This window comes from Streptomyces sp. NPDC053750, from assembly GCF_044544295.1.
Classification (GTDB): Bacteria; Actinomycetota; Actinomycetes; order Streptomycetales; family Streptomycetaceae; genus Streptomyces.
In genome coordinates this window covers 1-10,848 of record NZ_JBITXB010000050.1, presented here as the reverse complement: position 1 = coordinate 10,848, position 10,848 = coordinate 1, and the positions used below count along the sequence as shown (strand labels likewise).

Annotated in this window: 14 protein-coding genes; 8 read left to right on the top strand and 6 right to left on the bottom strand. The window is 68.4% G+C overall.

The window, feature by feature from the left end:
• Nucleotides 1–221: 221 nt before the first annotated feature.
• Nucleotides 222–497 (top strand): hypothetical protein, encoded by a 276-nt coding sequence (locus ACIGO6_RS41420; RefSeq protein ID WP_399885941.1) that lies wholly within the window; start codon nt 222–224, stop codon nt 495–497.
• 77 nt (nt 498–574) lie between these two features.
• Here the strand turns inward: ACIGO6_RS41420 and ACIGO6_RS41415 are convergent, their stop codons facing one another.
• Nucleotides 575–1,537 (bottom strand): transcriptional regulator, encoded by a 963-nt coding sequence (locus ACIGO6_RS41415; protein WP_399885938.1) that lies wholly within the window; start codon nt 1,535–1,537, stop codon nt 575–577.
• 761 nt (nt 1,538–2,298) lie between these two features.
• Here ACIGO6_RS41415 and ACIGO6_RS41410 point away from each other — a divergent pair.
• From ACIGO6_RS41410 to ACIGO6_RS41385, 6 genes are all read left to right on the top strand, one after another.
• Nucleotides 2,299–2,517, top strand: a complete 219-nt coding sequence (locus ACIGO6_RS41410; protein WP_399885936.1) for a hypothetical protein — start codon at nt 2,299–2,301, stop codon at nt 2,515–2,517.
• A gap of 139 nt (nt 2,518–2,656) precedes the next feature.
• Nucleotides 2,657–2,824 (top strand): hypothetical protein, encoded by a 168-nt coding sequence (locus ACIGO6_RS41405; protein ID WP_399885934.1) that lies wholly within the window; start codon nt 2,657–2,659, stop codon nt 2,822–2,824.
• On the top strand, nt 2,824–3,036 hold the full coding sequence (locus tag ACIGO6_RS41400) for a hypothetical protein (protein ID WP_399885932.1): 213 nt from the start codon (nt 2,824–2,826) through the stop codon (nt 3,034–3,036). The genes ACIGO6_RS41405 and ACIGO6_RS41400 overlap by 1 nt, the downstream gene beginning before the upstream one ends.
• Before the next feature lie 444 nt (nt 3,037–3,480).
• Nucleotides 3,481–3,954, top strand: a complete 474-nt coding sequence (locus tag ACIGO6_RS41395; protein WP_399885929.1) for a hypothetical protein — start codon at nt 3,481–3,483, stop codon at nt 3,952–3,954.
• 162 nt (nt 3,955–4,116) lie between these two features.
• On the top strand, nt 4,117–5,226 hold the full coding sequence (locus ACIGO6_RS41390) for a DUF4262 domain-containing protein (RefSeq protein WP_399885927.1): 1,110 nt from the start codon (nt 4,117–4,119) through the stop codon (nt 5,224–5,226).
• A 45-nt stretch (nt 5,227–5,271) separates the two neighbouring features.
• Nucleotides 5,272–5,724 (top strand): hypothetical protein, encoded by a 453-nt coding sequence (locus ACIGO6_RS41385; RefSeq protein WP_399885925.1) that lies wholly within the window; start codon nt 5,272–5,274, stop codon nt 5,722–5,724.
• Between the two features lie 208 nt (nt 5,725–5,932).
• Here ACIGO6_RS41385 and ACIGO6_RS41380 read toward each other — a convergent pair whose 3' ends face one another.
• The 3 genes from ACIGO6_RS41380 to ACIGO6_RS41370 all read right to left on the bottom strand — a co-directional run bounded on the left by ACIGO6_RS41380 (nt 5,933) and on the right by ACIGO6_RS41370 (nt 8,279).
• Nucleotides 5,933–6,772 carry a hypothetical protein gene (locus ACIGO6_RS41380; protein WP_399885923.1) on the bottom strand — a complete coding sequence of 280 codons (840 nt, stop codon included), beginning with the start codon at nt 6,770–6,772 and terminating at the stop codon, nt 5,933–5,935.
• 263 nt (nt 6,773–7,035) lie between these two features.
• Nucleotides 7,036–7,533, bottom strand: coding sequence for a DUF6420 family protein (locus ACIGO6_RS41375; protein ID WP_030819750.1), 498 nt, complete (start codon nt 7,531–7,533; stop codon nt 7,036–7,038).
• Between the two features lie 38 nt (nt 7,534–7,571).
• Nucleotides 7,572–8,279, bottom strand: coding sequence for a hypothetical protein (locus tag ACIGO6_RS41370; RefSeq protein ID WP_399885921.1), 708 nt, complete (start codon nt 8,277–8,279; stop codon nt 7,572–7,574).
• A 149-nt stretch (nt 8,280–8,428) separates the two neighbouring features.
• Here ACIGO6_RS41370 and ACIGO6_RS41365 point away from each other — a divergent pair, with 149 nt between their 5' ends.
• Complete coding sequence (locus ACIGO6_RS41365; RefSeq protein WP_399885919.1) at nt 8,429–8,746, top strand: hypothetical protein; 318 nt, start codon at nt 8,429–8,431, stop codon at nt 8,744–8,746.
• Between the two features lie 269 nt (nt 8,747–9,015).
• On the opposite strand, the gene ACIGO6_RS41360 is transcribed toward ACIGO6_RS41365, so the two are convergent.
• On the bottom strand, nt 9,016–9,198 hold the full coding sequence (locus ACIGO6_RS41360; RefSeq protein WP_399885918.1) for a hypothetical protein: 183 nt from the start codon (nt 9,196–9,198) through the stop codon (nt 9,016–9,018).
• A 29-nt stretch (nt 9,199–9,227) separates the two neighbouring features.
• Entirely contained in the window at nt 9,228–10,250 is a 1,023-nt protein-coding gene (locus ACIGO6_RS41355) for a hypothetical protein (protein WP_399885916.1), read from the bottom strand.
• Between the last annotated feature and the right edge of the window lie 598 nt (nt 10,251–10,848).

Sequence of the window (10,848 nt, the reverse complement as noted above, 5' to 3'; positions counted from 1 at the left end):
GCTCAACGGCTACAAGACCGCCTGACCCCCCACCCACCACCCGGCGGCCCCAACCCCCAACACGGGGCCGCCGAACCCCCACACCCCCCACACCCCCCACACCGGGCCCCCACGGGGCCCCGGGGGCCGGGCCAGGGGTGGCCCGGCCCCCGGTCCCACCAACCCCCTCCACCCGGGACCCCGGCCGGGCCACCACCTACGAGCACCGAAAGGCCGCAGGCATGACATTCGACGAGTGGGCCGAGCGCCTGGACCAGGTCTACATGGACGGGACCCAGCACGACTGGCGTGATGAGGACAAGACGGCGTGGGAGGAAGCCCTCCGCGAAATGGCGGTCGCGTTTCCCCACATCACCATCACGTGGATGGATCCGAAGTGTGGCTGCTGCACCTTGGACGACCCGGCGCTGCTCGCCTTCGACGACCCGCGGGGCCCGGGTGGATTCGAATTGCTGTACCCGACCTTTCGCCCGACACACACCTACTACCTGGGCTGACGACGCCCCGCGAGGTCTGCTCGACCTTGATCAAGCTCCTGTGCGAGGGCGCGGCGGGGAATCGGCCGGCGGGGTGGTCATGTGGCGGGGCGCAGGGTGGTGCGGCGGGCGAAGGCTGTGACGCCTGGTAGGTCCGGCCGACGCGCGGCGACCTCGGCCGTCAGCGTGCGGACTGAGTGGCGGCGGGCCTCCTGCGGCGCGGCTCGTTCCACGAGTTGTAGCTGGACGAACGCGGTCGCCACGTCTCCGGCGGTCAGCAGGGCGCGGGCGGTGTCGGTCGCCGCGCGGGCTCGGCGCTCCGGCGTGGTCAGAGCGGCCGGCTCCAGGCCGGCGGCGTACGCGAGGGCTCGGTCGACGTCGCCGAGTTTCTGGTGGATGCCGACCCGGTACAGCACGCACTGCGCTGGCGACAGCTCCCCGCCGGTCGGTACCCGTCCGCGGTCGCGGAGGAGGCGGGCTGCGGTCTGTTCGGCCAGGGACGCAAATTGCTCGGCGACGGAGGGCATGCGGGCCTGGGCAGCGGTGTAGGCCGCGGTCAGGGCCACCATGCCGGACGCGTCCAGGACGGCCGCGGACGGCCGGGGAGCGGTGCCCAGCTCATCGTGCGCTTCCCGGAGCAGCTGGAGGGCCGTGTCCGCGCGGCCCGTGCGGCGCAGCGGGGTCGCGGCCGCGCGCGCGGCGGCCGCGAGGAGTACCGGTCGGCCCGAGCGGCGGGCCGCCGTCCCGGCCCTGACAGCGAAGGCGGCCGCAGTGCCCATCTCAGCTTCCTTGACTGCTAGTTGAGAGACGAGTACCCATACCCCCGCAGCCTGGCCGGCGCCGACGGGGCCCGTTCGCTCGCTCTCGCTCGCGCGGGCGACCATTCCTGGGAGCATCTGGTGGAGCCGGTCGTACCTGCCGGCGGCGAACAGCCTGCGCGCAGCTGGCAGTTCCTCCTCGGCCAGGTGCTGGCCGCGTTCGCCAGCCAGCACCGAGGTCGTGCTGCCCGTCCACAGCACTGCCGCGAAGAGCCCTGTGCCCAGTACCCTCCTGCGCTCCACGACCACGCCACCGTCCTCCCTGGCCGCTGTGTCCCGAGCGTCCCCACGACGTCTTCGGCCCGATGTTGCGACGATACGGGTCTGGCCGTGCCTCGGGCAGGGCGCACGTCTGTCGGCTCCGCGCGCCTCATTCGTCCCTGGCGCGCCGGGGCCGTGGGCGAAAGAGCCGGCAGACGGCTGTGCGGAGGCGAGGCCTCGCGCCTTCTGGCACATGGTCCGGGCAGCGAGGCAGACGGTTTCTCTTCACGTATGGGCTGGCGGCCGGAGGACCCCGCGTCTTGAAGGATGCCGGGAAAGCATCCCAAGGCTGTTGCATATTTAGACTTCAGTATGTATTATTGTTCCTGTGAGGCCGGGGAGCGAAGAACCGGCCGAGAAGCCACCCGACCAGCGGACCGCCGCCCGCGGCCTCGTCGGGCAAGAAAACCCGACCGGGGTCACCGGCTGGATGTCCCTGGAACGGCCCCCGCACCAGAACAGCCCTTCCCATGGAGCCGTCCGCGGCTACCCACACCACTCCGAGATCGTGAGAGCTCGCGTTGTTCTATCTGATGAAGTGCCCTTGTTGCGGCCGCCCGACGTTGTTTCACGAACTGGAGCGACACACCGCCCCGAGCCTCTTGATCGACCCCGAAACGGGCCTGCCGCCTGGTATCTCTCCCGACGGTCACCATGTGGCCCCGTCGCCAGAGGCCACAGCCAGAGCGCGTAGGCGGCCCCTGTGCCAGTCGTGCCTCAATGACGTAGAGGCCGGCGGCGCGGTGACCTTCTCCGTACGTCTGAAGGGCGAGCAGACCGCGATGGCCATCGCATCCGAAATGCCCCTCCTCGACGACGAGGGCCGGGCGATGGCCGTCCGCTGCCCGGCCGCCGGGTGCGGTGCGGTTGTCGATCTGATCAACGGCCGACTGGATCGCCACCTCGTGCGCGGCCAGAAGTGCCAAACGTCGGGCGTACAGGTGGTGGTCGGTGAGGGCTGAGGCGCGAGCTAGACAGCCTCACGTCGGCCTTCGACTGCTGATCACACCTACGGCCTGGCTGGCTTTCCAGCCCTCACGGGGCCCATGCCCGAACCCCATCCGACCCCGCTTGTTGGGGCGCAAGCAGAAGGACCGCGCCTTGAGCACCAAACTCACCCCCTCCGACCTGGCCGAGGTCGAAGAACTTCTCGCCCGCTGGAACGAGGCCGTCGATGGCGACAGTAACGACGCCGAGCACGAGATCGGCGTCGACATGTCGGAGTTCCTGTGGAGGCTCCACGGCGGTCTGCCCGAGCGTGAGCTCTGATGGCCATCTACCGTCCCGGCGAGGTCAACTGCGGCCACTGCAACGAGCCGACTGGGATCCCGGCGGACGACTGGGTCGGAGAAACCCGTACCGAAGACGGCGACTACGTCACCTCCGTCGACCCCTGTGTCCGCTGTGAGGTTCACACCTACGGCACCCAAGACCGCTGTCCCGACGACTGCCCCGACTGCGCCAAGAACGACGCCGCGTAAGACATCGGGGCAAACAGATGCGGAGTTGATCTCAACATGAGCACCCCCGTCCCGGGAACCGGGGCGAAGAAGCGTCCCGCGAGGCGTCCCAAGGTCAAGAACGCTCGGACCGGCTCCGTGGGGAGCAAGATCCTGCCGGGCCGGTACAGCGATGAGGGCGAAAAGGGGCCCTGGTTCCGCCGTCTGGTTCGCCGCGCCGAGACGCGCAGCTGGCGGCGTGAGGCATCGCGGCTCTGACGGCTGCCCTCAACCAGGCCTTCGACGTAACGCCGGACGGCCGAAGAGCCGCCCACACACCCAACGCCGACAGGTCCCACTCCCCCGCAGGTGCGAGGGCGCCAGCCGAGCGACCAATGCCCCTCTACTTCACCGCTGCCGACAACACCCGCGGTGCTGCCCCTCATTCATGCGCGCCCGCCGTGGCGCTCGATCCTAGGAAGAATCGTGTCTGCTGATCTGCAGCTCCGCATCCATTCGATTCCCGCTGGCGAGGTCGTCGCGCTTCTCGACCTCATGCGGGAGCACAAACTTCGCGGCGAGTATGAGCGCGGTCCCTCCGAGACCCTCACGATGGGACAGGTCTACCGCGCCCCGGACGCCGCACTGGGCCTCTGCGAGGAAGTCGCCGCGCGGCTGGAGGAGGACGCCCCGAACGCAGTGTTCGAGCTGTGGCAGGACCCTCACTGGAGCGCCGACGGGCACTACCACGCGTACGCCCCCGACTTCGGGCACTTCGAGACTGGTTGCGATGCCGAGGGCGTTCCGCATGTCGGCGTGCACGAGCTCATCCAGCGGCTCGGCAACAGCCCAGAAGCGACACTCGGCGACTGGATGGCGGGTGAGGGGGCCGACCTGCTCGGCGTTGCCGTGCTCGCCGTGGTGGGAAAGTACCGGGCCCAGCAGTCGTCAGCCTCCTGATCCGGGCTCGCTCCTCCCTCTTCTCATTCCGTCGGGGCCGACCGGGCCCGTGATGCGCGCGGCGGCGCAGTGTCGCCGCTCCGCGATCGCCTGAGCGGCGACGCACGCCCTCGGCCATGCCCTCGCCGGCGTCCCCACCCACGATTCACTGGAGAACTGATCATGGCGGACATCCGCATGCGCTTCCTCGGGCACCCCTGGGAGCGAACCACCGTCTCTGCCGATGCCGGAGGAGGGGAAGAGCTGTTCATCGCCCTCTTCCTCAGGGCGATGGAAACCGTCCCCGAACTGCTTGCCTTGCCCGGTGACCTGGAGGCGTACACCGTGCGCTGGGACGGCGAGGAGGTGTCGATCTATCACCCGGATGTGGAGCAGGCCATCTTCCGCGCCCAGCCCGACCCCGAGGGCTCTGTGCAGGGTGGCGCTCCGGTCGGGACGCGGCCGCCCGAGCTGTGGCGCGAGGAGCGCGGCCATGCCTTCTACCCGGCTCCGGAGGTGCTCGCCGAGATTCCGGCTCTGTGGGCAACGGTGTTGGAGCCGCATGAGCACAGGGTGGTCGGCATCCGGTACGTCTCCGCCGACGGTGAGTGGTACGTCGTGGAGGTCGACGACGCGAGCGGCCGGGCTTACGGGTGGTCGTGTCTGGGGGGTGACCTATCGCAGGGCGGGTGGGGCCTGATCGATCTCCCGGCTCTGGAGTCATTCCGTCCGGACGGTGACCCGTCCCAGCTGGTCGTCCGCGATCTCGAATTCGTGCCCGATGCCGCGGCCAATGTCTTGCCGAAGGGCCGCTCTCACGATTCTTGCGGAGATACGGATTGCCCGGTATGTCCGCCCGACTTCATGACGGCGTACGTTGCTCGGCTGCGGGGCGTGATCGCGGAGCACGGGTTCGCCATCCAGCCGGTTCTTGGTGGTGAGAGTTCTGCTGCCTATTGCTACACCATCGGTCTGCACGAGTCTCGGGGGCACGAGTTCGTGATGGCCGGCCTGGACGTCCGGGTGATGCAGGGCGTGCTCCATTCCGTCGTCGAGCGGTTCGCCGGATCGTCTGGTCCAGTGGCGGGTGACGTGCTGGACGGGCTCCTTGCGGATGGATTCCGGCTGCTCATGCGCCCCGCGGAGACCTTGGAGCCCTTCGCGATGCTGCGGGCGGTGTACGGCCAGGAGATTGCCGTGCCGTATTGGCAGGCCGTGTGGCCCGATAGTGACGGCGTCTTTCCGACGGACGCTTCTTGCTCGCTTTCCCCTGGGACCCAGCCACTTCTTTAGCCCAACTTCGGGTTTCCGACTCTTCGTGTTCTAGGAGATTCTTCTGTGCGCCAGCCTGAACCATTGAATGCTATTGACGAGCTGCGGCTCTTCCTGGATTTCGCCGTTCCGCTCTGCGGCGCAGACATCGCTTACAAGCTCGGGCAATGGGGTTATTCGCGCGAGCAGGCCAAGAATTGGCTACGTGGTGAAGCCGAGCGCGCTGGTGGCAGCTTGGGCGAGAACGGTGACGTGATCCAGTTCAGCGATGGTCGACCTCGGTCGGGACGCGCGCAGAACCGTGTGGCCCGGACCGCGAGCGAACTGGCGCGCGGCGTGGCAGCGGCGGCGCTGCTCGCCCAACTGGAAGGGAAGAGCGGCGTCGAGGCCTTCGGCGGCTTCTACGGTGTCACCGCCAGGCCCGCCGAGGCCGACACGCCGCGCGTTCAGGACAGTGACGACGATGCCGTCAGTGTCGCCACTCGCGGTACCTGTCCTGTGCGGAAGCCGACGGCGTGATGCCTTGCGGCAGTCCCCTCGCCGTGCTTGTCCTCGTGCCTCGTCCCGGGCCGGTGGAAATCGGTGCAGGGGCTCTGGGGTCATTCGTTGGGCTCGCCGTGGCCCGTGCCGGAATGGAGTGTGCGGGACAGGCCCCGGTCCCCGTGACGGGACGCAGTACGGCCGGGGCCGCCACTCCCCGGGCGTAGGTCGTACGCCCGTCGGCAGCTCAGTCCAAGCGGGAAAAGTCGAGATCCACCAGGATCTCCTTGAGGTCCACCTTCTCGTCGCGGCAGAAGCCCCGAAGCTCGTCCCACATTTCTGGGACGCCCTCCAGAGCGCCACCGAGCAGGGACAGTTGGCCGCGGTCCTCGTCGTACTCCTCGGCGTGGAGGTAGACCATCTCCGCCTTCTGGAGTTCGCGTACGACGCTGAGCAGCGTCGTACGGTCCGCCGAGAAGCGCCTCAGCACCAGTTCGAAGTCCGTGGTCTCCTCGTGCACTACGAGGGCGAGCACCTGTCGGGCCATCCGCGTGAGACCGCCGACCCGCCCCGCGAAGCGGTTGACCAGCTCGAGGAAGTCCTGTTCGTCCGACGGGTCCTGGTTGGCGTCCTCCCAGGCGAAGAAGCGGCGCATGGTGGTGGCGGGCCGGACCAGGGAGCCGTTGACCGTGTCGCGGAACTCGGCCTCGATGTCGTCGACCGTGTACCGGTACGTGGCCTCGTGCTTCTGTTTGACTGCCCGCAGGTACTCGACGGTGTAGTCGTGCCGGGTGACGCTGCTGTCGATCAGGTCGTGGTGCACCCCGCACAGCAGCATCAGATTGTCGAAGTCCCGTAGCTGTTCGACGTCCGTGCCGTCCCACGCTTCGTGACGGGCGCTACCGGGCTCGGCGCCGATGATGTGGGCGATCTTGCCGACCCAGGCGCCTTCCTCCGTGACCAGCCGGGTTGAGCAGTGCGGGTCGCCCCAGGCACATTCGTTGCCGGAGAACGCCCACAGCCGGCGTGCGACGCCGGACAGCGGCTCCTTGCGGTTCTTCTCGGAGCCGTTCGTCCGCTTGGCCACAGCCCGCCCTTCCTTCGCTCTGACGACAACGCGCAGCGTAGTCCAGCTGATTGAGGTGGGGCGGGCGTGCTGGCTGTCCGGCTGCTACCAGTGCAGGGTCGGGCGCGATGTCCGGGCCTTCTCCGTTGCCGGTCGCACAAATGAGCCCGGGCCGGGCGGTGGATCGCTACGCTGGTCGCAGGTGCGGCGCTCCCCCCGTGGCGCCGCACCTCCCCGCTTTCATGGGCCCGCCGGTACCGCCGCGGCAGGCGGACATCGGGCGTCTAGCCGCCGCTGGCCTGGTCCCCCTCGCCGTCCCGGCGGACAGGCCCGACCAGTGCTTCGGTCTCCTGGAAGAGCCGGTCCGTGGGGGTGAAGTCCCCCAGCTCGACCGCGAGCGCGGCGCGCACGAATGCGGTGAGCTCGATGCTCCCCTTGCGTACCTCGAAGATGCGCAGCACCCCGCCCGAGTACGCGGCGTGGTGTCGGCACCTGGCCTGCACGCAGTACCCCTCGGCAGCCTGGGCGAGCCGCATGAAGGCGGCGTCCTTCTCATCGGTGACCTGGGCGGGACAACCCAGGTGGTCCAGCGTGATCCGGGTGTGGGCGCGCTTCTCGGCCGGGCGGATGGTGAGCCGTCCGCCGCCGGGCGTGAGATAGCGGCCGGGCGTCACCGGGCCGTACGGATGGATCAGCGGCAGATCCTTGTCCACCACGTGCTGGGCGGGCAGTCCGTCGTACTCGAAGTAGGGGCCTGCAATGCCGTTGTGCTCGATTGCCATGCGGTCCTCGTCTCGGTCGCGGGGCGGGCGCCGGGCCGTCACGCGCTGGTGACGGGCACGTTCCGCAGCAGTGCGGCGGTCATCGCCAGGAGCGTCTCCGCCTCGGCCCGGTCGTACTTGAAGGTCTTGGTGACCGCGTCGTTGTGCAGGGCGCCGCAGGTCTGGCTGTAGAGGGCGTCCTGAATCCGCCACCACCGCTCGGTCTGGTTGCACTGGTTGGCCTGCTTCCTCGATCCGGGGTTGTCCCAGGTGACGTTCTCCCGGACCCACTCCAGCGCCCGCCTGACCTCCAGGATCGACGCCCGCACCTCGTTCGCGGTCAGCAGCCGCTGTGCCTCCCGCAGCGTCCGGCCGACCTCGTCCCGTTCCGGGTCGCCGAGCGGGTACGGCACGGCCATCTCGAACGCCGCGGACGGCCCCAGCTGCGCCAGCTGCTGTTCCCACCGGCTCTTGGCGATGGTGATGTGCGCCGTGTCCTGGGTGCTCCCCGGATACCCGGGTGCCTGCGGCAGTGTTGCGTTGAGGTCGATCTCGAAGCGGACGTCGCCGGTGCGGCCCTCCTCGATGGCGTGGACCTGCAACGAGGTCAGCGGGAACGACAGGTTTACGCGGTGGACGGTGATCTTCGGGGTGTACGCCAGGTTCGCCGTGGTCCGGGCGAGCCGGGAGCGCTGCCCCGTCGCCGCGAAGCCGAACAGGTCCGCCTCCAGCGCGAGGATCTTCCCGGCCTCGGTGAAGGGCGACACCCCGACGGCGAGCTGGACGCTCAGCTCGTGGGCTCCCAGTGCGCGGTGCAGCCACGTCTGGTCTCCTTGCCGGTGTCCGTGAGGTCAGGCTTGGCGGCTGGGGGTGCACCCCGGGTGCCGTGGTTGACTCCTGTCTCATGGGAGAACGCGTGAGCGACGAGGCGGGGCCTGACGTGACGTGGGAAGAGGTCGCGGACAGCTGGCGGCTGGACGACCTGGTCGAGGGACGGATGCGGCCCACCACGAGCGATGACGTGCTGACCTTGATGACGATCGGGGCACTGCGTGGCTGGCGGGCGCTGAACGAGGATGCGCAACGGAAGGCCTTCGGCGTCATGATGGCGGCGGCTGAGGGCGGCGCGCTGGCCGAGGAGGAGCAGACGCCGCGGGATCCTGGTCGCATTGAGCAGGCTCTCCAGGCCACGCTCCGCGCCTTCGAAGAGGCCCAGCAGCAGCGCGACGAGTAAGCCGGGCGGGTGGCCCCCTTGAGCGAACGACATCAGCATCGTCTGAGCGCGTCCGGCTACGGATCGCTGTGGTCATTCGGGCCGTCACCCGCGATCACGCCAGGTCCGGGGTGATGTGCCCCCGGACGCAGCGCACGGGGGACACGGCGTCCAGGGGGACTGTCCGCCAACGTACCGCGCCATCCGACCTCTTATCGCATATAACGGGAAATCAGATCACGCGTCGGGCGCAGCGTGGGCTCGAACGGTCTGGCCGACGGGAGGGCGGGTCAGCTGGCGGCCGCAGTGTGCAGCGGGTGCACGGCCTGTCCGAGCTTCTCGGACAACGGGCCGTGTTCGACACACGGGATCCGAAGGCGCAGCGGAGGGTGGGTGCGCAGCCCGCGCGTGGTCACCCAGACGCGGGGCAGGAAGGAGTGAGCGTGCTCGCGGTCCAGGTCCTCGCGCCACATGTCGGCCACGGTGGTCCGGCCGCGGGTGCTCAGCGCATGTTCGCTGCCTCGTCGATGCGCCAGACCGCCTCGCGGACCTTCGATTCGAGATCCTCGAACTCGTCCTCAAGTGCCGCGAGCTCGGCGAAGAGCGTGTGCTTGTCGTCCATGTCTTCCATCGCTGTGGCCCGCTCGATCCAGGACTTCACGTCCTTCATCGTGAGGGGATACTTCCGGCTCCGCAGCACCTCGTTGTTGAAGATCGCTTCGATGTCTCCGTCTTCGATTTGCATGATGCGAATCGCGTCGCCCGGGGCCGCGCCATTGACGCTGTTCTCCTCCACGTAGGCGAGTCCCGACTCAAGATCGTCGAGGCGTCCAAGAAGATGGTCGACCAGCGCGGTCCTCACTGCTGCCAGGTCAAGGCCAACTTCCTCCCTTAGCTGTTTCGCTGCCCGATGGGACACCTCGAAGGGGTCATGGTGGCCGGGGCGGGTGTCCTGGAAACGTGCCAGCTCAGGGCCCAGGGCGCCGTCACCGATCAGCACTCCCGGCTCGTACAGGTCGAGGACAGTGCATGCTGCATCGAAGTAGATCAGGACTGCCGGACGGATCACTTCAACGCGGTGCTGGTCGCGGTGGTAGGTCTCGTTCCGGTAGTCGTGCAGCTTCTTCAGCACCGGCGCGATGCTGCCAGGTAGCCTCGTCCGCTCGACGAGGAAGTCGATCTTGTCCCCGAAGTTGTCGTTGATCTTCTTTCGTTTCCTTTTCGAGGTCACCATCGCTTCGAGCTTCTTGATCTCTGAGCTGAGCTGGTCGTCGCTCGGCCCTGTAGCGAACCGGCGGTGCAGGGGGTTGTCGCTCTTGCGCATCGCTTCGATCCGACGGAGGTTCTCAAGCTGATCGAAGTGGTAGCGCTCGCCGTCGAGTTCGGCTTCGGCCATGCGGTGCATGATCAGTTCGACGGCGCTGTCGAGCAGGATGTGGGCCAGCCGCAGCTGTGGGACCCGTCCGACCTCGATGAGGCGCTTGACCTCTTCGAATTGCACGACTACCAGTTCGAGGCGTTTCATCGGCCTGCCCTCCGCTTTCCGCCCGGCTCGCGGCCGAGGACTCATCACCGTAGTGAGCGGGCAACACGGCCAGCACCTGAGTTTCTGAGGGTCCTGCCGACCGTGGCAGCACACAACTCGCATCGCTGCCCAAAGCGTCAATTCGCCTCATCTCCAAGGCCTTGGACGGCAGAGCACGACGACTGGCCTGCCGGTCGGCGACATCGACATGCGGTCGGCGACCATCCGCTGCTCCCTGCGGACTAACGGCGCAGCCTGCCGGGCGAGGTAGGACACGACGGCGACGGCCGGCAGCACTCCAGCTGCCCACTCTGCCCTGCTCTGCTCGGGTCGCCGACGCCGATCTCGAGCCATCACAGGAGAAGCGGCGTCAGGGCGAGAGCGAGCACGGGCCAGGCGAGCGCTGACCACCACGCCCGGCGGACAGCTGACTGCGCGCGACGTCAGGGCAGCGCAGGGAGGTCTTCGTCCGTCATGGGGATCATCATGCCCCCGGGCTCGGCCTAGGCAGTTTCGTTTGGATCACCGGGCGGACCAGAGGAAGATGCCTGCGATGTGGAGTCCGGCCAGGTAGATGGTGGCGGTCTTTTCGTAGCGG

Coding starts and splice junctions, on each gene's coding strand:
- ACIGO6_RS41355 (WP_399885916.1), bottom strand. CDS start 10,250: ATGAAACGCCTCGAACTGGTAGTCGTGCAATTCGAAGAGGTCAAGCGC.
- ACIGO6_RS41360 (WP_399885918.1), bottom strand. CDS start 9,198: ATGTGGCGCGAGGACCTGGACCGCGAGCACGCTCACTCCTTCCTGCCC.
- ACIGO6_RS41420 (WP_399885941.1), top strand. CDS start 222: ATGACATTCGACGAGTGGGCCGAGCGCCTGGACCAGGTCTACATGGAC.
- ACIGO6_RS41390 (WP_399885927.1), top strand. CDS start 4,117: ATGGCGGACATCCGCATGCGCTTCCTCGGGCACCCCTGGGAGCGAACC.
- ACIGO6_RS41375 (WP_030819750.1), bottom strand. CDS start 7,533: ATGGCAATCGAGCACAACGGCATTGCAGGCCCCTACTTCGAGTACGAC.
- ACIGO6_RS41400 (WP_399885932.1), top strand. CDS start 2,824: ATGGCCATCTACCGTCCCGGCGAGGTCAACTGCGGCCACTGCAACGAG.